Genomic DNA, 25,331 nt, shown 5'->3' with positions numbered 1-25,331 from the left:
AAAACAAATCCACAGTTTTCACATTTCCATTCAATGTCTGCTTCTTTGTTGAATACTGCGTCGTTTTCAACGTTTGCAAGCAGAGTTCTGTATCTTTCTTCATGCTCTTTTTCAATTGCACCTACTTTTTCAAACAAAAATGCAATCATTGGGAAACCTTCTTCCTTAGCGGTTTCAGCGAATTCTTTGTACATTTGTGTCCATTCTTCGTTTTCACCGTCTGCTGCAGCATTGAGGTTTGCTATTGTGTCTGGAATTTCTTCATCATGCAATAATTTGAACCAGATTTTAGCATGTTCCCTTTCGTTTTTGGAAGTTTCCATGAATATGTCGTGAATCTGGACATATCCTTCTTCTTTTGCTTTTGCAGCAAAGTATTGGTATTTGGTGTGAGCCTGTGACTCACCAGCGAATGCGAATTTTAAATTTTCTTCAGTTTTTGTGCCTTTTAAATCAGCCATAATAACATCTCCAATAATATATTATATAACTATTCTTATTAAAAAAGTTTTTTAAAAAATTTGAACAAAATGAAAAAAAAATAAAAATATAGCTTAGAAATTAAGCTATATCAGAATATAACAGTCCTGTTGCTCTAGAAGCAAAGAATGTTAAATATGGAGTTACGATAATTGAAAGAATGCTGAATCCAGTTATATAACTGTTAAGTCCATTTATAATGACATTAATGACTGCAATTATAATAAAAATTAGGAGTACAACTGCAATAACTTTTCCCCATCCTATTCTTCCAATATCCTTAAAGGATTCAACAATATTCACTGAGCTTCCAAGGCTTCCGGTATTGGCGAGTCTTGCTTCACCCATTGTCTGGAGGAAAGCAAAAATCAGGAACAAAATGAATGCAATGATTCCTGTAATAATCATGGCGGTTCCAAGTGCAACGAATTGGGATTGCGGGACAACTTCTGAAATCATCACAGTTGTATTTGCCGGAGCCATCATATTGGCAATCATTATCTGGTTAAATATTGAAATTGCGTTTCCAAATAAGTTTGTAGCCCAACCAACAATCAAAACAACGATTGCAGGAATGATAAAGTAAACGATATTCATGATTACGAATTTGATACCTACAATCAGGTTTTCTTTCCAGACAAATTCCGGTGCCGCATCCGCCTGATCAATTCCGGATTTGACGATGCTTACCAGATATCCTGTCAATATAAAAATTATAATTAGTCCAGCTATAAATACGATTGCACCAATAATTGAAAAACCTATATTATCATATGCACCTATTGCAAATAGGACAATGCCCAAAACTGCCAAAATTCCGGCAGCAAATGTTAATGCAATATATATTGCAAGTTTTGCTAAATCATTTGAAGGAAAAATCAATGATTCTTTTATAATTTCCATTATTTCCATAAAAATTCACCTCTAATATTAGACAATAATACATTGATATTTAAAATATATTAATCTATCTAAAAAAATCTGCAAAAAAAAGAAAAGAAAAGAAAAGAAGATGAATAAAATTATTCATCCACACCGAAGGATTTCTTAAGCAATTCTGCGTTAACGAATCCTTCTTTGTAAATTTTACCAGTAGTTAAATCATTGATTACTACTTCAGCAGGGGCAAACATTCCCTTGTCGATTTGGTAGAAATCAAATCCGGCTTCCTTGAATACATCGAAGAACGGTTTACCATATCCGTCAGCAGCGGAAGATGGCAATTGAGCTGCAACATTAGCGATATCATCATCTTCTTCAGACTCTACATAGTAGTAGGTTCTTCCACCGAACAGTACTGCATCGTTGGTTTTACCCATAGCCTTAAGTCCATCAGGGTCAACAGGTGCAATCGGTGCGATACCTGCTGCATGTTTTACTTTGGTTACATCGAATTTGATGAATTCCAACATTTTGTAAGTTCCGTTTTCAACTACCCTACCGGAGATTTGAATAGATCCAACAAGAGAAGAAGTAGGAGCTACAAGCAAGTAAACATCTTTAACGTCGACATCACATTCATCGGCAATGTATTGGGCTACATCTTCACCAGGCAATACATCAGCTTCCAAAGTCAAAATTGCCAAATCAGCATCTTTGTCTTCATATCCGATTTCTTCATAGGTTTCTGCAGGTTTTAAAGCGATTGCTCTTGCAGGTCCGGAACCTAATGCGAAGAAATCGCCAACAGAAACAGACCAACCTGCTTTTTGGGAACCTAAGGTTGAAATTGAAGGTGAATCAGTTTTGATTTTTACTGAAGGAAGTGCGAATTTTTCAGACAAATCTCCAGGAATTGAAATTCCAACATCTGCAAGTCCACCAAGACAAACTTTAGTATAAAGTTCTCCTGCTTTAAAACTTCCATCAACATTAACACCACAGTCGATAACAGTAGCGCCATTATCTAAAGTGGCAACAGCGATGTTTAATTCATCTGCTTTTTCAATCATTACATCTACGGTTTTTTTAGCTTCTACGTTTACACTTACCATAGTTTTAACCTCTAAAAAATTTAACTTAAAACAATTTAAGTTATTGTGTAAAAATTTATACTTATTCTTATTTAAACTTGACTAAATCTTTTTAGCACTACAATATTCAGATTACAGCGATTATTTCAATAATAATCAAAACTTAAACAGTACATCATATTAATTAAATGGACATTTTGACTGGCGTATTGCCATAGGCCTAATATCTGTCAAAATGAACCTTGGATTCATCATAGCGAAGTTTAACTTCACCTTCGCCGGCAGGATAGCCAACACAAATCACAGAAAACGGAATGCAATAATCAGGAATGTTCAAATACCTTTTTAACCTTAATGTACGGTCTTCAATCGGATGAAATCCCAACCATACGGCACCCAACCCTTCATGAGTTGCCTGAAGCAGAATATTCTCATTGCATGCCCCAAGGTCCTGTTCTATCATCCCAATCACCTTTGCCTCATTCAGATTGCCTATTGTGACAATAAGATGGGAAGCATCGCAAGCCGGTTTTGCAAATCTGTGCATTTCAGAAATGGCCTGCTTATCCTCACTTTTTGAGATGACAATGAACTCCCAAGGCTGAGCATTGCAGGAAGAAGGGGCCTGCATTCCCGCCTTCAGTAAGCTTTCAATCTTTTCGTCTGAGACTTTTTCGCCCGTAAATTTGCGTACACTGTGCCTTTTAAAAATCAAACTCATCTAATCACCGAATAACTCCTCAATCTCTTCTCTAACATAAGGATAATCATTGCTGTCCGTTAAAATATGAATCTGGTCACCATACTGAATGTGGAAATCCTCATTTGCAATCACATACTTTCCGTTCCTAATTACTGATACGACAATTGCATTTTTTGGAAATGGAATGTCCTTTATTTTAAAGTTGAGGTAATTGCAGTCCAGAGGAACAATGTATTCGCTTAAAACATGCTTTGAAGGTTTTTTAACGTACTCCTCCTTTTTGCTGCGAAGCAGTCTGTCATACAGGGATTCATAAATAGGCTCATTTCCCATAAGTGTCGGAACCACATATGCTATTAGAGATACGATAACCATTGCCACAAGGGATTCCGTTGAGCCGGACATTTCCGCCAAAAGGACTATTCCAGTAATTGGGGACCTTACGGTAGCTGCGAAAAATCCTGCCATTGAAATGACAATGAACCTGTAAATCAGGTCATGCTGCAGACCCAATGCCGGCACAAATATGCTGCCGAATACCGCCCCAATATATGCACCCAATACCAGAATCGGCAGGAATATGCCTCCCGGAGCTCCTGAAGAGAATGAAAACATTGAAAATAGGTATTTCATCAAAAGCAGAAATACCAAAACGCCGAGAGATGGAAGGGCCATATTCAGCATATCCATCATGAAGTGACCTCCGTCACTTATTTCCGGAATTGTCAGGGCCACTGCACCCGATACCATAAACACCAATACGAATTTAAGCCATGAAGGAATCTTAAGCCTGGAAACAACATCACTGGATTTGATCATGCCCACATTATAGGCATATCCCAAAAGGCCAATAACAATTCCCAAAACAATCAACACCCAATATGATTCAAGTGGAATGTCATATATCGGAAATGACAATATCGTTGCCTGGCCAAATATTGCCTTTGAGATGAAATCTGACACGATTGCCGAGACAAGCGCAATGAAAACCAATGTTTTGTCGAATCCATGATTTATCTCTTCAAAAACAAAGATGACTCCTGCCAATGGAGCATTGAAAGCGGCCGTTATACCTACTGCAGAACCGACAAGAATCAGCCTCAGCTCATCGGTTTTTGAACCTTTGAAGAGTTTGGCAATGCCTTTTCCAGCCATACCTCCTATCTGAACTGACGGACCTTCAGGACCAAGTGACAGACCACCCAATGCAGTCAAAACCCCTGCAGCAATTTTTGAAAACAGAACCTTTGCCCAATTGGCTTCCATATGGCCCTTTACTTCAGCGTAAACCTGAGGTATTCCGCTTCCTGCAGAATCCTTTTCCCATCTTGTCAGCCAATCTATCAACAGTCCCATCACTGCAAGAGCCGCAAAAAATAGAATAATATACAGTACATTTGACTGTATAATGCTTAGATAACCTCTTAAAACATTTTCAGAGCCAGCAAGTAAAAACCTATACAGACATACCATCAAACCTGCAAATATGCCCACCATAACTCCCTGGATGGTCAGTTTGAAAATATATTTTGGGTTTTCGCTTAGAGACCTTAATGTTTTTTCAAGAGATTTCATTGAAATAATATTTATTTTAAATCATATAAGAAATTTTCATAATCCTCAACAAAATACCTTATGTTTTTTCTTCCCCGAGTGAAAATCTCATGGCCTTCACTGAGCAGTTTTTTCTTTTGATATTCGATTCCTCCGGGATATTTCGGATTCAGCTCACCATCAGTTTTCAAAGTTCTCCAGAATGGAATCCTGTCATCATTTCTCTCACAGCTTGCCTGAGCGGAGAGGCTGATGAATATTCCAGCAGTCATGGGACAGGTGAAATCAGCACCATGTTCATTTGCCAGAAACTCCCTAATCTCTCTAGCCGTAACTAACCGGCCTTCAGGTATTCTGGCCATTATTTCATTGTAAGCCAGTGGCGGTGCAATCAGCATGTTTTTTCCACCATACCTTTCAATGGATTTTTCATCTGCAATTTCAACAATTTTAGGCATGTCTTTAGAGTCTTTTAATTTTTCATTGAAGCTTTTTCGTGCCATAACATCACCTATCGAGTATTGGAATTATTTCTAAAAAAAGTCCTATAAAAAGATTTCATCAAAGCCGATTAATGCAGAAATTAGAAAAAGTTGAATTAACTCTTATTGAGATATTTTAAAAAAAATGTGAAAAGCAACCCCATTTGAAAATGGGGCCGTAATCACATCGGATTTTTGTCATACATTTTTGTTTTATCTGATAAATCTTTTTTGTGCAAAAAGAATTATTTCAAATAAAAAGGCATATGTCCCACCCGCCTGCCCTAGAATAATGAAATGTTATCCATTATCCAACTATTTGAAGATACACATTGTTTCATCCTTATTCATATCATGATATAATTCCGCCTTATCCTCATCAAAGTCTATGACCTGTATCATATCATAGATTTCATCATTCAAATTGGGACTGATATCATTTAGGATATTCGGATAGTCAAAAATCATGTCCTTGTTGAATTCTATTTTTTTCTCGTTCTCAAATAAAGCCCCATAGTATATTTCAGCTTCAACCAAGTCCTGGAACATATGGCTTCCAAAGGACAATTCCGGCATATAGCCGACCTCACTGTATGATTCCTCAAGAATTGCTGAAAAATGGCTGATATCCGCAAAGACCACAGGAATGCCCAGTTCTGGAGAGGAAGTACCGATTCTTCCAGGGACTATTAGAATGGCTGTTTTTCCATTGTTCTTGCAGTAAGTGTTTACATCGCTTATTACCCTAGAAATTGAGCTTTTCTGTGCATAAGGATATTCGTAATACTTGTGAGGATCAACATAACAGATTGTGTCAATCTTGTTCTTTCTTGACATTCCCATGGAGGCTTCCCTGATGTGGAAGAAAACGTTTTTGTCCTCAGGCATTTCAATAGCTTCATTGTTTGTTGAAACCTGAAGCGGACGGCATTGCAACAGATTGATGTTGAATGAGCTGTCCTCACCGAAGTTAACGGTGTATTCGATGTCGACCGGATAGTCATATGCGGTTTCCAATGTCTTCAAGATTTCCTTCATGTCCTCAATGAATTCCTTATTCTTCACTATTCCCTCACAGTTGACAAAGACTATTTCACGACGTTGTCCACGTTCACGAAACATTCTCTCTGCTTCCTTGTCATGTTCAATAAGGACCTTTTTTGCATATTTTGGAATAATGTCGAGACCCTCATCAACAGGAACATCATGGAGGCTGATGTTTTTCAAATCGATGACGTCAAGATAATGTTGGGAATACCTGTGCTTTTCCTTTATATCCTTCATCAGAGTTACTTCAGGCTTGTCAAGATTGATGATTCTTGGATAATCCTTTTTTGTCCTGTCAACAGCCTTTGTACCAAGACCCATAACAAGTCTCAGCATTCCCTTGCTGTTGTCCATGTCGGGAAGTGGAGAATACGGACTGTATGAAAATCCGACACCTGCTGCGGTCGGGAAGAAATAGTCGTCATAATAAGATCCAGAAACCCTTTGAACCAAAAGAGCCATCTGCTCATCGGTGTCATCCAAGCCGTTCAGTTTCCTGTATTCCAAAGCGGAAATGTTCATGGTACTTGAATATACCACCTTTACAGCATCTTCAAAAGCTGCCAAACGCTCTTCAAGAGTTCCTCTGTTTACGCAAAATACAGATTCATACTTTCCCGCAAATGCATTTCCGTAGCCGTCCTCAAGAAAACTACTTGAGCGGACAATGATCGGGTTCTGTCCGAAATAATCCAGGATGCGTATGAATTCCTTTTTAATCTCATCTGAAAATGTACCGGTTTTAAGACCTTCCTCAAGCTCTTTTCCATACTTGTAATAGCCCTCTTCAGTTCTCTGTTTAACACGGATGTCCCACAAATCATTTGAAACTATGTATGTGTAGAAGAGGTCTGAACCGATGTAAAAGGAATCATCCGGCTCGAAAGTATTATTGTATAAGTCAGGGCAGTTCCTTTCAATGATTTTTCTTGCAAGAAGCATACCGCAGGACTTGCCCCCTACCAGTCCACTTCCTACACGGCGGTCATAGATTGTGACATAATCCTCAAAGGTGAAATATTCCTTGATTTTGGAAAGCATCTTTTCATCTTTGGTCATCATGAGCTCACAAATCTTGTCGCACTCCTCATCGATGTTCTTGCCTTCCCCATACTCCCTTCTGACCTGAAGCATATACCTTTCCCAACTGTCCAAGGTCTGTTCATTGTGATATTTGTCCGAATTGATGGTCTTGTAGTATTTGCTGACCTCCTGACCGTCCTGCAAAACCTTGACGAAACCGGTTGTCGGATTGAACTTGTGTCCCAAAAACATTGTTTGAGAGTATCTGTTCCATACCTTCAGCGGAGAGACGTAAACCTCCTCGGGAGAATTTGAATAAACATTCAAAAACAGTTGGGTAGTTTCACGAATCTTGGCTATGGCATCATAGGAATGCCTTCCTCGAAGAATTGGGAAATATGCCACCGTATCGAGCTGGAATAAAAATGGACATGTCACCCTGAAGAAATTGCCCATCATCAAATCTGTAGACCAGACCGCCTGAAGGTCACTTAGACAGTCGAAAACATAGAATGCATCAAATCCTTCCTTTTCAATGATCCTGTGGACTTCCAGGGTAAATGTTTCGAATTGCTTATATGGGTCCACCTGATATATCTTAATCCCGTCACGCTCGATCATGCAGAACTCAGCGTCAGGATTGTTCTTTTCGATTTCAAGCAATTTGAAATCTTCATCAGTCATCTCTATCAATGGAGAATGATTGGCAAATCTGATGTATATCAGATTCCTGTTATCTTCTTTTGCCTGTTTTACATAAGGATCGACAAAGTAGGAAAATTCATTCAGATTAGTAACGTTCCATACTACATTATCACCTAAACGGATATTGTCCAAAGCCTTGTCAAGTCCCGGAATTCCTGATTTGATTCTATCGAAAGCAGCCATAAAAATATCTCCTAATATAAATTTAATTTCTCACCATCGGCACTCCAGTTAATTGTGAAGCTTCCATAGTTAACGCAACCAAATCCTGACGTTCAAGATTTTCTATATCTGTATTTCCTGCCTGTTGAGTTAAGGAGGTTACTTCCTGAGTCATCGCTTCAATATAGTTTGCAACCTGCTGACCTTTTCTGACAGGATCGAGTCTTCTTCTAAGTACCCTGTCCTGTGTTGCAATTCCTTTAGGACATATTCCTTCAGAACAGGATTGGCAAACCTTACATCCCACTGAAATCAGAGCAGAAGTAGCTATATATACTGCATCAGCACCCAATGCTATTGCTTTTGCCACATCAGCTCCGGACCGTATTCCTCCTGCAGCCACAAGACTTACTTCACTTCTTAGATTAATGTCCTTAAGAACATCATCAGCTTTTACTATCGCCTCTATTGTAGGAATACCCGCATGCTCCGTAACCACTTCCGGTCCGGCACCGGTTCCTCCCTGCATACCGTCAACTACAATAATGTCTGCACCCGCTTTTGCTGCAATCTTGACGTCCTGTTCCACTCTACCCGCTGCAAATTTTACGATAATAGGTATTTTCCAGTCAGTGATTTCCCTCAATTGGTCGATTTTCATACCCAAATCCTCAGGTCCGACAATATCCATGTGTCTTGCCGGACTCAATGCGGAGTTTCCTTCGGGAATGTTTCTGACCCTTGCAACTTCGGCAGTTACCTTATGGGCAAGCAAATGTCCTCCCATACCGGATTTTGCACCCTGACCTATCTTGATTTCAACAGCTTCCGCATTGTTCAGATATCGTGCAGATACTCCAAAACGGCCTGAAGCATACTGGGCAATCAGCTTATCGGCATAATGCCTTTCTTCAGGAAGCATTCCTCCTTCACCGGTATTGGTTATTGAGCCTACCTTACTGCTTCCTATAGCCAATGCCATCTTTGCCTCTTTACTCAATGCACCGAATGACATTGCCCCAATCATGATTGGAGTGTCAATCTCAATAGGATTTTCCGCAAATCTGTCCCCAAGCACCACTGAAGTCTTGCATGTTTCCCTGTAGGAATCAATAGGAGGTCTTGAAACCTGTGCAGGCAATATGCTTAAATCGTCAAATGTCGGGATTTTTCTGGTCAATCCGCAACCGCGCACCTTATATGATCCTGTTTGACTTTTACGTTTGATTTCAACCATTGTTGAATTTGACCATACTCCTCTTCCCTCATCAACAAGGGGTCTGACATATATCGCATGTGTCGGACACATCTCTTCACAGATTTTACATCCCACACAGTTTTCCTGGTGTATAGGAAGGGGTTCATCATTAATAACTTCATAAACGTTGTGAGGGCAATTTGAATAACAGCTATAACAGTTTTTACATGAGGATTTCTTAGGATTGTCACATAAATACCAGCAACAGCCCGGCCTATCATTGTTCTGCCTGCATATCTCTATTTTCCTTTCAACAGTAAATGACATTTAGTTCACCTCCTCATCTACATTTCCCAACGGTTTGAATACCGGACAGACGGAGTATTTTGTTCCACCGGACTTAATTACCTCATCAATATCGCTTGTAAGCTTTGCATATGGCTTCCATGCAAGGTAATCCTCCTTGTCAACAATGAGTGCATCGGTTACAATCTCATTAGTGAGCAGGTAGTCCAGCAATGTAGTGACAATGGAACCGTCCTGACCCTGACTGTGCTTTAAGGATTTAACTGACAGCACTTTCATAAAGTCGCCTATCGCTTTTGAATTGTCATTTCTCAATTCCTCAGGTATGAAAGTTCTAGGACAGACCGCAAAGCATGCATGGCAGTCCTCAGGACATTCCCCTCTCATGATCGGTTTTGTATCATCAATCTTTATCAGATTCTGCGGACATGCATATTCACAGGCACCGCAGAGCACACATGCTCCAATGTCTATGACGTTTGATTTTAAGTCTGAGAAATCAGACTCTGAGATTTCATTGGCGATTGAATCGTCTGATTTTTCCCTTTGGTACAATACAGGCCTGGCCAAAAATTCTCTTTTTTCAATTTCTTCGAGGTTTTTGCTTATTTTACTTTCTGCAATGTTATTGAGCAAATTGAACTGAAATTCTGTTAGCTCCTTTGCTTCAATGAATTTTTGTTCAAGAGCCCCTTTGACTATTTCATCACCTTTCTGTGTTCTGACAATCAATGTTGACCAGCCGTCGTCAGATCCTATAGAACCTATTGAAATATCGGATGTTTCTGATGTCAGTTCAACACATATATTGCAGTTTTTCCTGATAATCCTTTTGGCTATTGATAAAGGTATCTTAACCGTTTGCCTAGTTTTTAATAATAAAAATACAAATCCCTTAGCTATCTGGAATTTTTCAATGTCATCCATTTTCAGGTCATACTCCTTCAAGAGATTTTCAAAGTATTTGTATGAAAAATTCTCCATGCAGAATAAGCCCAATTTAACATCAATAGGGCTATCGGTATAATGCTGTAATTTGGATGCAGCCATAATTTCACATGGTGTTCCAACCATGGCTATTCTATGTTCACTCATTTTTTTAGCTCCTATTGTATATTAACAATCTTTTTGAAATTCGCATAATCTTCGTCAGTCAGTTCAAAAGCATATTTTGTCAATGTTTCTTTCAGCTCCTTTCGGTCCTGTGATGTGGTTTCTTTCATGGTTGCGTTTTTTCCAAGGCTTTTCACATCACCCAGAACAAATATGCTTCCCCTCATAATTGATTCGCCAACATCATCGGTTACATCACCAAGTATGATGAGTCTGCCGCCCATCATGAGCAATCCTGTCATGAATCCGCTGTTTCCACCAATTATTACGGTTCCTCCTTTCATGATTTCCCCAGTTCTTGATCCGGTGTTTCCCTTCACCAGCACGGTTCCACCATAGATTCCCTGTCCTGCACCATCACCTGCAGTACCTTCAATAATCAGTTCCCCTTCGGTCATGTTATCTCCAGCAAACCAGCCGGCATTTCCGTTGATGTGTATCCTTGGTCCTTCAGCCATAGTCCCAACAAAATAACCTGCAGACCCATTGATCTGGATGTCAACATCCTCGATTAAGCCCGCACAGATATTGTGTCTGGATTCGGGATTTTCAATAATGAGTTTATCATGATTTGCAGCATGTTCCTTTATGGTACGATTCAATTCTTTCTCATCCATATCTCTTGCATCAATAACATATTCTTTCATAGACAAACCCCCTTAGATGGTATAGGCCCTTGTTTCGCCCGGATATATCTGCTCAATATGATTGGAATCTGTAACATCATGCAATGCCATCTCTTCTGATGCAACTGCAAAAATCTCATCAGTTTCAACCATTACCCCCGGTCTGAGACCAAGCTTATCCTTTGCAATGCCTATACCGTCAGGTGTTCCCACCAATATTGAAAAAGGACCATCCAAATCGATTACAGCCTGGTCCAAAGCTTCTTCCAGCTTATATCCCTGGTCAAGCTTATCGGCCATATAGTGAACAATGCACTCGGTATCGTTGAATGACTCGAAAGTGTGTCCTTTTCTTTCCAACGGATCTCTTATTTTCCAGTAATTGGTGATTTGTCCATTGTGGACTACGGTAATGTCCGGTATGATGTAGCTTTGATATGGGTGTGCATGATAACGGTCAACGCCACTTTCGGTTGCAAAACGGGTATGGCCTATTCCATGTGTCCCCATCCTGTTTTGAACGTCGAACCTTTCAGCAATGTCCTTTACCTTTCCGGTATCCTTAATCATTTCAAAGGAATGTGAACCGTTGATGACCCTTACATTTTCCAGTTCGTCTATTTCTCTAATACATGGTTTTAAAAGAGAATACTCATCCAATGCTATTTTGCATTTATATACGTCTGAGTCCCCTACAGACTCGATTAACTGTTCTTCAAAAATAGGACTTATCTGATTTAACAGTGATTTCAAATTGTCTAGTGTACCTCTTCTTCTTTTCACTTCAATGTTTAACTGATAATAATTTTCAGGAAAATCCAAACTGCCGTAGATTGCATAACCTGCTGAATCCGGACCTCTGTGCTGTAGAGATTCAAGCATTGATGTTAATGCCTCGCCGACAGGGTGAGTTTTTTTATCTTTATATATAACTCCTGCTATTCCACACATTTTTCTACCTCCAAACAAATCGGGAATACGCACATTTTAAGTTAGTCAAAACAAATTTCAATCAACAACTCGATTGATCTTTTCATATGCCTTTATAAATATTCAAAATTACCATATGCCTTTTAATAGTAATAATCGTGAAATTTTGATTCTAAATTTATCATATGCCTTAATAAATAACAATAATTCAAAAATTACACCATATGCCCATATGTTGCCAAAAATCCTCATTTTTTAATTTATACAACCTCCCAAAAAATTTAAATGGATTGGCAGTCAAAACCGCCAATATACGAATAAATTATACGTTCAAGTACTCATCCCTTTCATAATCGAAGACCTGAACTCTGTAGGAATCCCATTCAGCTCTTTTGATATTGTAGAACTGATTGAATACTTTTTCACCAAGAGCGTTTTGGATGACTTCATCCTCTTCTAATGAATGGTATGCTTCCCATAGGCTTGTCGGCAAGTTGCCAATTCCTCTTTCTGCAATCTCATCTTCAGAAAGTGCGAACAGGTTTTCTTCAGTCGGTTCGCCAGGGTCAATCTTATTGTCCATACCGTCCAAACCAGCTTCAAGCAATACAGCAAATGCGAGGTATGGGTTACATGATGGGTCAGCTGATCTGCATTCGATTCTTGTACCTAATCCGCGAGATGCAGGAATTCTTAACAAAGTTGACCTGTTTTTGAAACCGTAAGCAATGTAACATGGTGCTTCATAACCCGGCACCAGACGTTTATATGAGTTAACAGTTGGAGATAAAATTGCTGATAGAGCCGGTGCATGTTTAAGTAATCCTCCAATGAAGTATAACGCCTCCTGTGATATTTGAGTTTCGGTATCAGGGTCATAGAAAATGTTTTTGCCGTCTTTGAATAGACTTTGATTACAGTGCATTCCGCTACCGTTAATTCCGAGGAAAGGTTTTGGCATGAATGTTGCTTTAAATCCTAAGTTGTTAACTACAGCTTTGACTGCTTCTTTGAATGTAATTACAGCATCAGCTGTTTTTAAAGCGTCAGCATATTTGAAATCGACTTCATGTTGACCTGCTGCCACTTCGTGGTGGCTTACTTCCACATTGAAATCCAGTTTTTCTAAACCTAATACGATTTCCCTTCTGATGTCAGTACCCTGGTCTAGCGGTTCAACGTCAAAGTATTCAGCTTCATCTGCAGGAACGTAGTTTCCATTTTCATCTTTTGTTATGATAAAGAATTCAGGTTCCGGACCCATATTGAACTGGTATCCTCTTTTTTCTGCTAACTGCAGGGATTTTTTAAGTACGCCTCTTGGATCTCCGTCATAAGGTTTTCCTTCTGTAGTGAAGATATCACATATGAATCTGCTGGTACCCTGTACTTCAGGCCTCCATGGGATTGTTGAAAAGGTGTCGATGTCTGGTTTTGCGAGTAAATCACTATCATTGATTGAAGCTAATCCTGCAATTGAGGATCCGTCAAACAATAATCCGTCATTTACAATGTCTTCAACATCACTGGCTTTTTTAAGAGGCACTGCCATACTTTTTGGTAAACCATGAATGTCTGAAAGTTCTAATTTCAAAAATTTTATATCGTTTGCTTCGATTGTTTTAATTATTTGGTCTAATTTATCATCTTTTGCTGACATTTTTTCACATCATTTTTTTAGTATATCTCCATTTAGTTGAATTATATGGAAAGCAAAAATCTTTTGACTAAATGAATTTAATATAAATATTTCATCGGAAGGAACATTCCTTCCGACTAATAATATATTGCTATTAATATATAAATGTTTTGTAAAACCAAAAAATTCCCCCCGAAAAAAATAATACAATCCGTCGGCATTATTGCCTATACGAATTTAAAAAAAAGAAAAAAAAGAAAGCAATTGCTATTGCAATCACTTTTTAACTTTTGCAGTTTTTTTAGCAGTTGTTTTCAAGTATTGTGCCTGATATTTTACTTTTTTGCCAACTTTAAGCTTTTTAAGCACCTTGGATTTAACGGTTACCTTTGCAACACCATTTTTATTGGCAGTACCTGTAAATTTCTTGCCGTTGAATGTGAAAGTAACCTTTTTGCCGGCACCTGCCTTGCTGTTGATTTTCAATGTAGCCTGCAAAACAAGTTTTTTAGCGGATTTTTTAACTTTTACGGTCTTTAAAACTAAGGAAACAGTATCCTTAGGAGCAGGAGCTTTAACATCAACAGTGAAAGAACTTGAATAGAACTTTAAGTTTTCGTCAAGCCCTACTTTTATTACGTGCTGACCAACAGACAAACCTGAAATGCTTTCACTCAAGCCGCCAAATATCAATGAAACAGCCTTAATAGGCTTTTCATCAATATAGATATATACCATGGAATTAGATTTAGGTCCATTAACTTTGACAACAACGCTGTTTCCGGAAACGATTTGAGTTGAACTTATTGATGATGAGAAACCCGCAGTATTCTCACAAACCTCAATATTAGGATAACGTACATAGTTTTTGCCATTTACTGTCATGTTCAGATAATATTGATGTTCACCCTTCGCCAATCCGCTAATCTGGATTTTAGCCTTACCGTCAACAAGGGTAACTGTGGCAACGGTACTTCCCACGGTTCCATTAAAATTGTATAGAGTTGCGGTACCTGAACTTCCAAGACCTCCATCAATGAAAACATATGCAGTTTCACCGACTGCAACATCATTTGCAAGAACGGCAGGAGAAAATGTGAATTCAGATTTTTGACTAAAAGTATATGGACTGGAAACACCATTTTTCAGGTAACTAAGCAAAACAGTATGATTGCCTGTTTTGAGATTGTCGGGCAAATCCAGAAATTGAGAATATATTTGGGCATACTCGCTTCCGGAGTCAAACATCTCATTATAATATTGGACATTGTCGATTGAAATGGAAACCGTACCATTTACGCCATCTTCATCATAAACCTGAGCTAGACCTGAAAAAGCTGAATATTGATTGGTTTCTATCTCATCAAGAATATACAGATTCACGTCTCCCCCCTCAAAATCTTTATCTCCAGAGATTATCTCCTCATCTACAGACGATTCAACGATTTGTACATCATTTGAATCATCGGCTGCCAGTGAATCATCAGATGCAACATCATCTGCAGCGCTGACAGCTCCAATTGCTAAAATAGCCAGCATTAAACTAACTATAACCAAATATTTCATCTTCATATAAACCACTTCTAATTAAATAATATTCTAAATGAATATAATATTTGATTTAATAATAATGTTATTTATAAATTATTATTTTATTTCAAAAACATGAATTAAAAATAGCATAATGAAAACTTAAGTGAATTTTGTTTAAATTTTTATCTAGGTACAGATATTGATATTATGCATTTTACAAAAAAAAGATTATGAAAAAGAATTTTCTAAAAAAAAGTAGGAGAATAGGGATTGCAAATTTAATACAAACTGGAATTGTCAACAATTAGGCTTTTCTCTTTAATATTGCTGATTACCTGACTTTTATATCTGATTCCAATGGCTATTAAACTATCATCATTATTCTTTGGAAGAAAAGTAATTGAATGCCTGTTTAAAATAATCCACTGCATATCATCAAAGTTCAAGGTGAACTGTTCATCTCCAATATGCATTTCCACATGATCCTCTTCAATGATTAGCTTTTTATCCGAATTATTATTTTTAAGCTTTGAAATCCTTCTATTGATTAGAACAATATAGATTATCCCTAAAAAAAGCGCAATCGAAAATATGGCAATCACAAACAGATATGGAGCATAGCTTTGATTGAGCAGATAAAGTATTGAAAAGATTGCAAGAAAAACCACAGAAATTCCGGTAAGAAGAATTGCCTGCCTGTTCAATCCCCTTATCTTTTGGGCCGGATTTTTCACAAGTTTTGAATAATTAGACATTACGGCCAAAACTTCGCCATAATAATCATTGGATTCGATTTTATCAATTTTTATTTCCATGATAGTATTTTGATTAGGGGATGTATAAACTTATGCTTTAAGAAATGTCCTTTCAGTTGGAGCTTCTCCAAGTGTTTCCGCATTTGGCGCAGCGTATGAAATTGGTCGGCGCCTCATCGGCTGACCTTGTCTGAACTGTCCACCAGTAGCCCTTGGTTCCCCCGCACTTGTAGCAGGTTATTGTGGTTGTAGGCAGGGCCACATTGTTGTTGTCTGTAACTATCACTTCAGCCGGAGGCTTGGTTTCGCCCTCCATGGTATACTGCTCCTCAATATCGTCATGAGTCATGGTTTTTTCATAGCCGCATCTACATTTAATCTTGCCTCTTTTAGGCATTAACATCTTACCGCAATCAGGACAGAATTCCATATTATTAAACACCATTAAAAATTCGTAAGTATTAGTTTAATCAAACCCACATATAAAATTATCTGCAGGACAGTATCAGCACAATTATGGACATTATGATGAAGATCTTTTTTGCCTTAAGGACTATTCCGCCAATCCTGATTGCCCCGAAACAGCTCATGTCAAACACCATAGGCATCAGATATACCAGAAACAGGTAAAATATTACTATGCAGACAATAGTCAGAATAATCTTTTGATAGTTATCTTCAATTAGCTTCTCCTCACATGCCCTGTTTACACCGAAGTATGCAAAAACAAGCATTCCAAAAAGCACTCCAAGATAGGCAATATTGTCAATTTTGACGGTTGACAGGACAAAGACCACCATGAAGGTTATTGCAACCGCAATTGCAAAATGCATTATCATCAGTTTTGAAAATTCAAGATAGTTCACTTACTCACTACCATATAACTTTTTATCTTTTCGATATAGCAAATAGTTGAAAATCAGCATTATAGCCGCAAAAATAATCAGATAAATTGGAGTGTTTAAAATCAAATCAAATCTTGCTCCGTTGACTATGAAAGTAAGGTAATCATTTATTGAAAAGACATTTCCAAATATCAGCGGGGTGAAAATAAGGAATATCAAGTCAAATACGACTATCAGAGCAATGACAAGAAGAAATCTGTCACGGTTATTTTTCAAATCCCCGGATTCGATTAGTATGTCCACACCGAAAATGACAAGGAAATACAGACCGAAGATATTTGCAATGTGCATTACATCTGTCATATTAAAAGTTTTTAGAAAGTAACATGCAACGAATGTGATTATGGATGCAGTTACAAAATTCACTATAAGCACTCTTGAAAATTTACTGTCAAACATCAATAATATATTTGTATCTCAAGATATAAAAAAGTTTTAAAAAAAAAGTTTTTTGTGGAAGGATTAGCCCTCCACCATTATCAGCTTACCCGTCGCAGGATCCTTATATACCTTACCCATTTCGGTATAACCTTGGCCGGATGAGTTTGATGTATCCGGAGTCTCGTTCAGCTGCTGTCCCTGGTCAACTTCAGTCATTTTCTGCTGCTGCATCTGTTCTTGAACGTTATTGTCAGGATCAATCATTGCCTGCATGTTCCAGCTTATGATATCAAAAACCAAAAAGCCAACTGCAATAACCAGCATCGCATCTACAAGGTTAGATGTACCAGCCATTGGGTCTTCTTCCACTCTTTTAGACCTGCGTCTACCCTGTTTTCTTACCATAAAATCACTATCTATTCATTTTATCAAGAACTGCATCAATCAAGGCATCCAAATCGGACAGGTATCTGTCATACCATCCGGATCTTATTTTACCTATGACATAACATAAAGCACCAGAACCGATACCTACAATAGTAGTGTTGAATGCAACTGTAAGGGATGATGCCAACGTATTGATGTCTCCTGCACCCAATGCAGCAAGACCAGGACCCATAGGAATCAAAGTACCCATTAATCCCAATGTCGGTCCGATACGAGTAATGATATCGGTTTTCTGCAGATTGTTCATTGTCTTTTCTTCTTCAAATTCGAATAGCTTACGTGCAAGAGCTTCCCTTGAGGAATCTCCCAGTTCACTTGAAGAAGCAATTTCAGCCAATACTTTCTTTTGGGATTTTGGAATTTTGGCATTGTCGATTATATTTTTCAAGCTTTCTACAGATTCGGCCCTATTGATTTCATAAATCAAATCCCTGATTGTTCCAACAGGAACCTTACGTCTTGAAGTATACTCTGCAATGGCTCCCCCTAATGTAATAATGGAAATGATAACAATTATCAGCAGTATAATCAATACTGGAATTGTCAGACTCTGTGATATCACATCAAGAGAACCTGTTATAAATTCTCCACCCGGTATATTTAAAACCATATTTCTTCACCTATTCTAAAATACTTCTACCTCTTTTAGTTAAGAGAATACCTCCGAACAGCAGAATAGCAAATGCTACAACTATCATCAGTATGTCTTGAGGAGAACCCATTGTAATCGGAGTTGTAGTTTTTGACAAAACTCCTGCAATATTTGGTATCACAATCGCTGAAAGCAGGAAATACGCACCTAGCAAAAGCATGAAATTACCCAGAACAATAGGATAAGGTCTGTTGATTACTTTCACTATAGTATTTGAAGCCAGATAGGTCACTATCATGACAGCCACAAGCGCCGCTGCAGCATACCAACTCAAATCAAGGGATGTGACCCCAATTGTTGGCGCAACAATCAGGACACTTGCAATAATTGAACCAAAACAGCAAGGACAAGGAGCAATAATAGCTAGAGAAGTCGCAGTAGATGTATTCTTATCATGTATCTTCCATTCTCTAATAGTAAATAAACCTGCAATAATCATGATTGAAGCCATGATGATGTAGAATATTGTATTGTAGCTGTATATTGCCTGAACCAATTGCTCTGAGTAAAGAGAGGCAATAGCAGAAATAAGAACAACACCCCCACCATAAGCTATACAGATTACGGCAAATAATTTTTTAGACAAATTGGCCAGTCCTGAAGCCAGTCCGATTTTTATACCGAAAACCAGAACTGATGCAAAGATTCCAACCTGCCACAAAACACTCATCATATCCATAGTAAATTCTCCATTTTAAAATTAAAATAAATTAATTACAATTTAATATTTATCAATAGAATATATAAAATTTTATTCCATTTCGATGTGTATAGTGAATACCATCAATATGAAATCTATAACTTATCATTAAAAAGCTTTTATATTAAAAAAAATAGAAAAAAATATTTCACGAATGTGAAATATTATTGATTATCGCTTTCTATATCCAACACCAAATATTACAGTCACCATCACAATAGCAATCAATGTATACAAAATATTTAACGGACTTCCCCTGTGAGGATCTTCATTAAATTCTTTTGAGGCATTGACGTCTTTTGATACCATTCTGGCCTTGATTACAGATGAGTTATCCTTGCTTTGATTTTTCTTTGAGACATTTGTATTGTTCATTGAGGAATTTGTAATTTCCAGATGTCTTTGAGGAACAACCGGAGGCTCATGGGTCCTGTGACCCGCAGAGTGACATATTCCCATATCCCAAGCCAAATCGTCACCAACTCTTTTCGCATCCTTAGAGACGCTCAACTGTGAATCATCATATTCCAGAGCATATGAATTGTAGTCCGTATGTTCAGTGTTAGTATATATGAAATAGATTACTAAATCCTTCTTGGATAAGTCATCTGTAGAGATCAGATGTTTTTTGCTGAATTTAGGTCCAAGAGCCTTCAAGATTCCCTTAAGAACCCCGTCAGTACTTTGACCGTCAAGCTCAACATAGCCTGCAGATGTCATAACATATAAATATGAATAATCCTTGGAAACATCAATACCTTGTGATTTGAAGTATCTTAAAGCTTTACTAACTGCATCAATACCAATCTGTTCCATTTGACTTGAAGCCAGCTGTTCTTGATTACTTTCACTTTCAAGGTCTAATCCACCATTAGATTTATTCACCACACCAACAGCGAAGGACGCCTTTTTACCTGAAGCATTAGTACTTTTACAAATAAATGCATCATCATCGAAATCTCTTGAAACGCCTAATGCATTAACAAGAGGCAAATCTAAATCATTTTGAGGATAATTATTTGAAGCCTGAATCATAACATGCTCACTTTCAAGTCCAGCTGAAACAATGTCTTGAATTGAAGCAAGCCTTGTATCTTCAACAATACTATCAACCGAGGATGTCAAGCTCTCTAAACTATCCAAACAATCAACAATAATTTCCGGACTTGTATTACCATAACATAAAGGAGCAGTTAAGTCATTATTATCAAATGCAATTGTAAGAGATTCATCATTTACTATTGAATCACAAACAGATAATGTTAAAAGATTATCCTTATTATATCCACAAGAAGAATCATCTATCTCACATAAATCCCTTTCTATGTTTAGATTATTAATTTTAAATGAATCTGTGTTTAAATCGATTCCACTTTCAAGACAAAGGCAATCCTCATGCGATGAATAAACACCAAAGGAGTCTTGATCGTTATTACCATAACCGGAAACACTGATGGAGTCATAATCTTCTACGATTTCACCACCACTGCAACTGGAAACAATAATATCCTCACTTTCAGAGACACTCAACTCCTCTAAGCATTCCTCATCAGCAACTGCGATTTGCTCGTCGACCTGATTTATGGACAATGCGGTTTCCTCAACCAATGCACAATCATCGCTTGCTGAGACAACGCTCATTAAACATAGTGTTAAAATTAATAAAAAAAGCATAGTTAGACTATGTTTTTTCATAAATTCTCCTTACTAAGGATATAAGTCAATTGCTAAATTATACCCACTTTAGATTTACAGCAACACATTTTTAGCTATTTTTTATATAAAAAATATAAAAACACATTACTAGTTAATATTATAGAATTTATTTATAAAAAAACTTACTATTTGACTGGAAAGTTTTAAGGTTATGAAAATAAATATAATATATATCAATTTTAATGAGGCAAAAAATGTTTTGGAATGAAGAAATCGAAACAATGTCAAGAGATGATCTTGAAGAATTACAATTAAAAAAGCTTCAGTCCACTGTCAAAAGAGCTTTCGATAAGATACCCTATTATCATAAAAAATACAGTGAAGCTGAAGTTTTTCCAGAAGATATTGAAACTTTAAAGGACATCGAGAAATTACCGTTTATAACAAAAGATGACTTAAGGGAAAGCTATCCCTTCGGACTGTTTGCAGTTGACATAAAAAAAATCAAGGAACTGCACTCCTCTTCAGGTACAACCGGAAAGCCTGTTGTTTCAGGCTATACAGAAAAGGACCTGGATACCTGGGCTGAAACCATTGCCCGTGGACTTAGCATGATGGGCATCGGTGAAGAGGACATTCTGCAGAATACTCACGGATACGGAATGTTTACCGGAGGATTTGGAGTTCACTACGGTTCACACAAGGTCGGTGCGGCAATCATTCCGATTTCAACCGGCCAGACCAGAAGACAAATCGAAATCATGAGCGACTTTGGAACAACCGGCCTGATTTTTACCCCATCATACGGAATTCATTTGGGTGAAGTTGCCATTGAAGATGGAATTGACCCTAAAGAGCTTGGAATCAAGGCAATAGGTTTTGGAGCTGAAATGTGGACTGAAGAAATCAGACAAAAGGTTGAGGATATTTTCGGATGCAAAGCCTATAATATTTACGGTTTGACCGAACTTATGGGTCCCGGCGTAGGTGTCGAATGTGGCGAACAGAGCGGTCTTCACATTGCAGAAGACATCTACTATCCAGAAATTATTGACCCGAATACCGGAAAAACATTAGGGGAAAACACTCCCGGAGAGTTAGTATTGACTAACCTGGAAAGGGAAGGAATGCCAGTCATCAGATTTAGAACCAAAGACCTGACCAAACTTACCTATGAAAAATGCGGATGCGGAAGGACACATGCAAGAATGAGCAGAATAACCGGAAGATCAGATGACATGATTAAGGTAAAAGGCGTAGCTATTTTCCCATCACAGATTGAAAAGGCATTGCTTAAGGCAGGCGATGTGGAGCCTCATTATATGATTATAGTTACAAGGCCGGGCACACTGGATGAAATTGAAGTTCAGGTTGAAGCGTCACAGGATATTTTCTTTGATGGCGTAAAAGAGATGATGAAAGTCCAGCAGAAAATCGGAAAATCAATTGAAAATGAAACCGGTATCAGAGTTAAAGTGACCCTTGTTGAACCTAAAACCCTTCCAAGATTTGAAGGCAAGGCAAAAAGGGTGCGTGACGAGAGGAATTTACATTAGGTGATATTTATGAAAATCAAACAGTTATCAATATTTTTACAGAACAGAATGGGCAGCTTATCCAAACCTCTAGAAGTATTGAGCGATGCTGACGTTAACATCAGGGCAATGTGCATGGCAGACACTTCCGAATTCGGTATCTTAAGGCTTGTTGTGGATGACCCGGAAAAAGGAAAAGAGGCATTAGAGGAAAACAGCTTTTTAGTAAAAATCACCGACATCATCGGTGTTGAAATGAACGATACTCCAGGAGGCCTAACAAGTGTATTAAAAATCATTAAAGATAATGGCATTGATCTGGAATATCTTTATGCATTTACACATGAAAAAGAAGGCAAAGCCATTTTGCTTTTACATGCCGACGACATCGATAAGCTGATTAAATCATTGACCGACAACAATATAGTTATCGTTCCTTCCAAAGAAGTCTACAACCTGTAACTTCTTTGATTTTCTTTTTTTATTCCAAATCATTTTTCTTTTTTAATATTTCAATATCCTCTTCCAACTTTTCTATTTTATCGCCGTATTCATCCAAGGTATTTTCAAGCTCATTGATTCTCAGCTCTTCATAGTTAATTTCATTTCCGCTTTTAACTTCTTTGATAATCATTATAAATAGAATCATTCCAAAAACGGATCCGAACAACATCAGAAGATAGATATTGTGGATATATGGAATTGAAATATTTTCAGGAGACAACAGAATAATCAGAAACATTTCAAAGCCGACATATAAAAACATCAACACTACAGAAGACATTCCTCTGAGGAATCTCTTATCTCTGAAATGATATATCAGACTTCCAAAGACTCCGGCAAGCACTGTGGCCAAAGAACATGGAAATGCAGTCGGTCCTCCCATAGAATATCTGAATATCCCTGATATTATCGCACATGGTATTCCTACAAATGGCCCTCCAATCAAACTTCCAATCATGACTACAAGATTTCTCACATTTGCAAATGCTTCATTGACAGGAATTGTATAAACAGACGCAAGACATCCCAGAATGGTAAATACAATCACGCCATAAATCAAACCCTTTTTTGAAACCTTTTTGTTGATTAGATCCTTAAAGACCTTCGGTTTGGAAGCAAGAATCAAAACAATCAGCAATACTGATAAAACCTTAAACATATCCAGGTAAGGATCGATGACCGCATCCGTATTTGTAGTCTTGTTGAAATATGAAATAATTATGCTCAATAGCCCAATGATAACCAGATAACCTATTTCATAAATGGAACTATCCCCCAGATTTCTAAATTGGGGCAGTCTGGTCGAAATGAATCCGAAAATTATAATGGCCGAACCCATAGTAAAGACATTGTTCAAAAAATTCAAGGAAATATGAAACGTGGAAGCATAGAAATAATATTTAATTAATGCCGCATAAAAAACGATATTTGATATCAGCAATAATAGAAAGATCAAAAGCAATCCTATATTCTTATAATTAAACCTGTTCTTTTTAATATTGCGCATAATATCCCAAATTAAAAAAAGAGGAATTTATTATTTTTCAATAACAAATCCATGATTCTGAGCCTTGGTTACAAAGACTGTACCTTTGTCCCCAAGCAGTTCCTTGGTTTTCTCAACAATGAATTCATTTGACTCATCAAAAAATGTATACAATACGGGTCCGAATGAAGAAATTCCAACACCGTATGCACCCAATTCTTCAATTGCCTGCATTGTTGGAAGATAACTGTCATCAAGAGAGTGTTCAAGCTTATTGAAACCCACTTTTTGAAGTTCGCTTACTGCCCATCCAAAGTTCTTGATGTCCTTTTCAAGCATGAAAGGAATGAGATTCATTAAAATCAAGTGAGATACCTGTTCAACTTCCTCTTTTGGAATAGGGCAATATGTCTGGAAGACATCCACCTCATCGTCCCCCTCCATGTGCTTTTCTATTTCGGGAATGGCTATAAGGATATTCCATTCTTCTGGAAAGTCATATCTTGCAATCAGTGTTGCAGGCTTTGCCTTGGATGCACCTGAAGGCAGGAACAATGGCTTATCCTCTTTGCTGTGTCCACCATCGACAATGAATCCTCCCAAATCATGGGTGTAGGTTCCAATACCTGAGGTTCCCCCTCTACCGACAATGCTGCTCAATTCACGGCTTTCCACTTCAATTCCCATTGTTTCGGTAATCAAGTGAGCGGTTGAAACTGCAATTTGGGTTCCGCTTCCAAATCCTGAATGCGGAGGGTATGTCTGATGAACGATAAACTTAAAACCAGCATCAATATCAAAGTATTCAATTGTCTTTTGAGCCGCATCCGGAATCTTTTCTCTGCATTCCTCAATGGCTTCTTCATCTGTTATGTTGTCAAGGAATTCAAGTTCTATTCCAGTTTCGATTTGCTCAACTTCCAATATAAATTGTGGGTCGGCCAATGCCAAACCAATACCCCCATCGACTCTCCTATATGACCCATTCAAGTCTATAAGAGACATGTGTATTCTTGAAGGTGCTTTAATAATCATTTTTTCACATCCATATTTAACTATCTTTTAAATATTCTATTTTTTATCTAATATGTGAAAGAATACTCCGACCTCTGTAGGTTGGAGATGAATTTCACAAAAAATGAAAGCTTTTTTTTTAAAGATTAGTTTTCAAATGCTCTCTCACTTTGTTTATATATGTATTATATTCATATATAATTTTTGTAGTGTTACTAATTTAAATCCTTTATAAAGATGGGGTTTTTTTATAGATTTAATGTTAGGTGTGTGTTTTTTATGTCTGATGTTTTGACTTGTAAGTGTCGTATTAATCCTAATTG

At 37.7% G+C, this 25,331-nt stretch carries 25 protein-coding genes; 2 read left to right on the top strand and 23 right to left on the bottom strand.

Going from position 1 to position 25,331, the window contains the following annotated elements; translation table 11 throughout:
* From rbr to ACJMLO_RS06950, 21 genes are all read right to left on the bottom strand, one after another.
* Positions 1-461 (bottom strand): rubrerythrin (rbr, locus tag ACJMLO_RS07050; RefSeq protein ID WP_405295295.1); only part of this gene is annotated, 461 nt, incomplete at its 3' end.
* 100 nt (positions 462-561) lie between these two features.
* Positions 562-1,392 (bottom strand): DUF4013 domain-containing protein, encoded by an 831-nt coding sequence (locus ACJMLO_RS07045; protein WP_405295293.1) that lies wholly within the window; start codon positions 1,390-1,392, stop codon positions 562-564.
* A 110-nt stretch (positions 1,393-1,502) separates the two neighbouring features.
* Entirely contained in the window at positions 1,503-2,474 is a 972-nt protein-coding gene (mch, locus tag ACJMLO_RS07040) for a methenyltetrahydromethanopterin cyclohydrolase (protein ID WP_405295291.1), read from the bottom strand.
* A gap of 199 nt (positions 2,475-2,673) precedes the next feature.
* A complete protein-coding gene (locus ACJMLO_RS07035) occupies positions 2,674-3,174 on the bottom strand; it encodes a nitroreductase family protein (RefSeq protein WP_405295289.1) in 501 nt (166 codons plus the stop codon).
* Positions 3,175-4,731 carry a chloride channel protein gene (locus tag ACJMLO_RS07030; RefSeq protein ID WP_405295287.1) on the bottom strand — a complete coding sequence of 519 codons (1,557 nt, stop codon included), beginning with the start codon at positions 4,729-4,731 and terminating at the stop codon, positions 3,175-3,177.
* An 11-nt stretch (positions 4,732-4,742) separates the two neighbouring features.
* Positions 4,743-5,213: a methylated DNA-protein cysteine methyltransferase gene (locus ACJMLO_RS07025; protein ID WP_405295285.1), complete on the bottom strand. Its 471-nt coding sequence runs from the start codon at positions 5,211-5,213 to the stop codon at positions 4,743-4,745.
* A gap of 294 nt (positions 5,214-5,507) precedes the next feature.
* A complete protein-coding gene (locus ACJMLO_RS07020; RefSeq protein WP_405295283.1) occupies positions 5,508-8,150 on the bottom strand; it encodes a PEP/pyruvate-binding domain-containing protein in 2,643 nt (880 codons plus the stop codon).
* Positions 8,151-8,172: 22 nt separating this feature from the next.
* On the bottom strand, positions 8,173-9,654 hold the full coding sequence (locus ACJMLO_RS07015) for a glutamate synthase-related protein (protein ID WP_405295281.1): 1,482 nt from the start codon (positions 9,652-9,654) through the stop codon (positions 8,173-8,175).
* Positions 9,655-10,728 (bottom strand): Coenzyme F420 hydrogenase/dehydrogenase, beta subunit C-terminal domain, encoded by a 1,074-nt coding sequence (locus tag ACJMLO_RS07010; protein ID WP_405295279.1) that lies wholly within the window; start codon positions 10,726-10,728, stop codon positions 9,655-9,657.
* Between the two features lie 11 nt (positions 10,729-10,739).
* Complete coding sequence (locus ACJMLO_RS07005; RefSeq protein WP_405295277.1) at positions 10,740-11,393, bottom strand: tributyrin esterase; 654 nt, start codon at positions 11,391-11,393, stop codon at positions 10,740-10,742.
* Positions 11,394-11,405: 12 nt separating this feature from the next.
* Complete coding sequence (locus tag ACJMLO_RS07000) at positions 11,406-12,323, bottom strand: glutamine amidotransferase (RefSeq protein WP_405295275.1); 918 nt, start codon at positions 12,321-12,323, stop codon at positions 11,406-11,408.
* A 301-nt stretch (positions 12,324-12,624) separates the two neighbouring features.
* The gene (glnA, locus tag ACJMLO_RS06995) at positions 12,625-13,962 is read right to left on the bottom strand and encodes a type I glutamate--ammonia ligase (protein WP_405295273.1); all 1,338 of its coding nucleotides are present in this window, start codon (positions 13,960-13,962) and stop codon (positions 12,625-12,627) included.
* A 255-nt stretch (positions 13,963-14,217) separates the two neighbouring features.
* Positions 14,218-15,513, bottom strand: a complete 1,296-nt coding sequence (locus tag ACJMLO_RS06990; RefSeq protein ID WP_405295271.1) for a hypothetical protein — start codon at positions 15,511-15,513, stop codon at positions 14,218-14,220.
* A 239-nt stretch (positions 15,514-15,752) separates the two neighbouring features.
* Positions 15,753-16,289, bottom strand: a complete 537-nt coding sequence (locus ACJMLO_RS06985; protein ID WP_405295269.1) for a hypothetical protein — start codon at positions 16,287-16,289, stop codon at positions 15,753-15,755.
* Between the two features lie 52 nt (positions 16,290-16,341).
* On the bottom strand, positions 16,342-16,659 hold the full coding sequence (locus ACJMLO_RS06980) for a transcription factor S (protein WP_405295267.1): 318 nt from the start codon (positions 16,657-16,659) through the stop codon (positions 16,342-16,344).
* A 58-nt stretch (positions 16,660-16,717) separates the two neighbouring features.
* Positions 16,718-17,095, bottom strand: coding sequence for a hypothetical protein (locus ACJMLO_RS06975; protein ID WP_405295265.1), 378 nt, complete (start codon positions 17,093-17,095; stop codon positions 16,718-16,720).
* Complete coding sequence (locus tag ACJMLO_RS06970) at positions 17,096-17,533, bottom strand: hypothetical protein (protein WP_405295263.1); 438 nt, start codon at positions 17,531-17,533, stop codon at positions 17,096-17,098. It abuts the gene before it with no gap.
* Positions 17,534-17,596: 63 nt separating this feature from the next.
* A complete protein-coding gene (locus ACJMLO_RS06965; protein ID WP_405295261.1) occupies positions 17,597-17,920 on the bottom strand; it encodes a DUF2149 domain-containing protein in 324 nt (107 codons plus the stop codon).
* A 7-nt stretch (positions 17,921-17,927) separates the two neighbouring features.
* Entirely contained in the window at positions 17,928-18,572 is a 645-nt protein-coding gene (locus ACJMLO_RS06960; protein WP_405295259.1) for a MotA/TolQ/ExbB proton channel family protein, read from the bottom strand.
* A 10-nt stretch (positions 18,573-18,582) separates the two neighbouring features.
* Complete coding sequence (locus ACJMLO_RS06955) at positions 18,583-19,293, bottom strand: DUF2162 domain-containing protein (protein WP_405295257.1); 711 nt, start codon at positions 19,291-19,293, stop codon at positions 18,583-18,585.
* Between the two features lie 192 nt (positions 19,294-19,485).
* Positions 19,486-20,955 carry a hypothetical protein gene (locus tag ACJMLO_RS06950; RefSeq protein ID WP_405295255.1) on the bottom strand — a complete coding sequence of 490 codons (1,470 nt, stop codon included), beginning with the start codon at positions 20,953-20,955 and terminating at the stop codon, positions 19,486-19,488.
* 269 nt (positions 20,956-21,224) lie between these two features.
* On the opposite strand from ACJMLO_RS06950, the gene ACJMLO_RS06945 reads away from it, so the two are divergent.
* Both ACJMLO_RS06945 and ACJMLO_RS06940 read left to right on the top strand, forming a co-directional pair.
* Positions 21,225-22,526, top strand: a complete 1,302-nt coding sequence (locus ACJMLO_RS06945) for a phenylacetate--CoA ligase family protein (RefSeq protein ID WP_405295253.1) — start codon at positions 21,225-21,227, stop codon at positions 22,524-22,526.
* 9 nt (positions 22,527-22,535) lie between these two features.
* Positions 22,536-22,967 carry an acetolactate synthase gene (locus ACJMLO_RS06940; RefSeq protein WP_405295251.1) on the top strand — a complete coding sequence of 144 codons (432 nt, stop codon included), beginning with the start codon at positions 22,536-22,538 and terminating at the stop codon, positions 22,965-22,967.
* A 19-nt stretch (positions 22,968-22,986) separates the two neighbouring features.
* On the opposite strand, the gene ACJMLO_RS06935 is transcribed toward ACJMLO_RS06940, so the two are convergent.
* Together ACJMLO_RS06935 and ACJMLO_RS06930 are read right to left on the bottom strand one after the other, a co-directional pair.
* Positions 22,987-23,874, bottom strand: a complete 888-nt coding sequence (locus ACJMLO_RS06935; RefSeq protein ID WP_405295249.1) for a LytS/YhcK type 5TM receptor domain-containing protein — start codon at positions 23,872-23,874, stop codon at positions 22,987-22,989.
* A gap of 171 nt (positions 23,875-24,045) precedes the next feature.
* Complete coding sequence (locus ACJMLO_RS06930; RefSeq protein ID WP_405295247.1) at positions 24,046-25,029, bottom strand: beta-ribofuranosylaminobenzene 5'-phosphate synthase; 984 nt, start codon at positions 25,027-25,029, stop codon at positions 24,046-24,048.
* Positions 25,030-25,331: the final 302 nt, after the last annotated feature.

The organism is Methanobrevibacter sp., assembly GCF_045120835.1.
In the GTDB taxonomy this organism is placed as follows: Archaea; Methanobacteriota; Methanobacteria; order Methanobacteriales; family Methanobacteriaceae; genus Methanocatella.
The sequence above is the reverse complement of the archived record's forward strand: the minus strand, read 5'-3'. Positions and strand labels throughout refer to the sequence as shown.

Bases quoted from the DNA above. Each gene is read 5' to 3' on its own strand.
- ACJMLO_RS07045 (WP_405295293.1), bottom strand. From the start codon at position 1,392: ATGGAAATAATGGAAATTATAAAAGAATCATTGATTTTTCCTTCAAAT.
- mch (WP_405295291.1), bottom strand. From the start codon at position 2,474: ATGGTAAGTGTAAACGTAGAAGCTAAAAAAACCGTAGATGTAATGATT.
- ACJMLO_RS07035 (WP_405295289.1), bottom strand. From the start codon at position 3,174: ATGAGTTTGATTTTTAAAAGGCACAGTGTACGCAAATTTACGGGCGAA.
- ACJMLO_RS07030 (WP_405295287.1), bottom strand. From the start codon at position 4,731: ATGAAATCTCTTGAAAAAACATTAAGGTCTCTAAGCGAAAACCCAAAA.
- ACJMLO_RS07025 (WP_405295285.1), bottom strand. From the start codon at position 5,213: ATGGCACGAAAAAGCTTCAATGAAAAATTAAAAGACTCTAAAGACATG.
- ACJMLO_RS07020 (WP_405295283.1), bottom strand. From the start codon at position 8,150: ATGGCTGCTTTCGATAGAATCAAATCAGGAATTCCGGGACTTGACAAG.
- ACJMLO_RS07015 (WP_405295281.1), bottom strand. From the start codon at position 9,654: ATGTCATTTACTGTTGAAAGGAAAATAGAGATATGCAGGCAGAACAAT.
- ACJMLO_RS07010 (WP_405295279.1), bottom strand. From the start codon at position 10,728: ATGAGTGAACATAGAATAGCCATGGTTGGAACACCATGTGAAATTATG.
- ACJMLO_RS07005 (WP_405295277.1), bottom strand. From the start codon at position 11,393: ATGAAAGAATATGTTATTGATGCAAGAGATATGGATGAGAAAGAATTG.
- ACJMLO_RS07000 (WP_405295275.1), bottom strand. From the start codon at position 12,323: ATGTGTGGAATAGCAGGAGTTATATATAAAGATAAAAAAACTCACCCT.
- glnA (WP_405295273.1), bottom strand. From the start codon at position 13,962: ATGTCAGCAAAAGATGATAAATTAGACCAAATAATTAAAACAATCGAA.
- ACJMLO_RS06990 (WP_405295271.1), bottom strand. From the start codon at position 15,513: ATGAAGATGAAATATTTGGTTATAGTTAGTTTAATGCTGGCTATTTTA.
- ACJMLO_RS06985 (WP_405295269.1), bottom strand. From the start codon at position 16,289: ATGGAAATAAAAATTGATAAAATCGAATCCAATGATTATTATGGCGAA.
- ACJMLO_RS06980 (WP_405295267.1), bottom strand. From the start codon at position 16,659: ATGGAATTCTGTCCTGATTGCGGTAAGATGTTAATGCCTAAAAGAGGC.
- ACJMLO_RS06970 (WP_405295263.1), bottom strand. From the start codon at position 17,533: ATGTTTGACAGTAAATTTTCAAGAGTGCTTATAGTGAATTTTGTAACT.
- ACJMLO_RS06965 (WP_405295261.1), bottom strand. From the start codon at position 17,920: ATGGTAAGAAAACAGGGTAGACGCAGGTCTAAAAGAGTGGAAGAAGAC.
- ACJMLO_RS06960 (WP_405295259.1), bottom strand. From the start codon at position 18,572: ATGGTTTTAAATATACCGGGTGGAGAATTTATAACAGGTTCTCTTGAT.
- ACJMLO_RS06955 (WP_405295257.1), bottom strand. From the start codon at position 19,293: ATGGATATGATGAGTGTTTTGTGGCAGGTTGGAATCTTTGCATCAGTT.
- ACJMLO_RS06950 (WP_405295255.1), bottom strand. From the start codon at position 20,955: ATGAGCGTTGTCTCAGCAAGCGATGATTGTGCATTGGTTGAGGAAACC.
- ACJMLO_RS06945 (WP_405295253.1), top strand. From the start codon at position 21,225: ATGTTTTGGAATGAAGAAATCGAAACAATGTCAAGAGATGATCTTGAA.
- ACJMLO_RS06940 (WP_405295251.1), top strand. From the start codon at position 22,536: ATGAAAATCAAACAGTTATCAATATTTTTACAGAACAGAATGGGCAGC.
- ACJMLO_RS06930 (WP_405295247.1), bottom strand. From the start codon at position 25,029: ATGATTATTAAAGCACCTTCAAGAATACACATGTCTCTTATAGACTTG.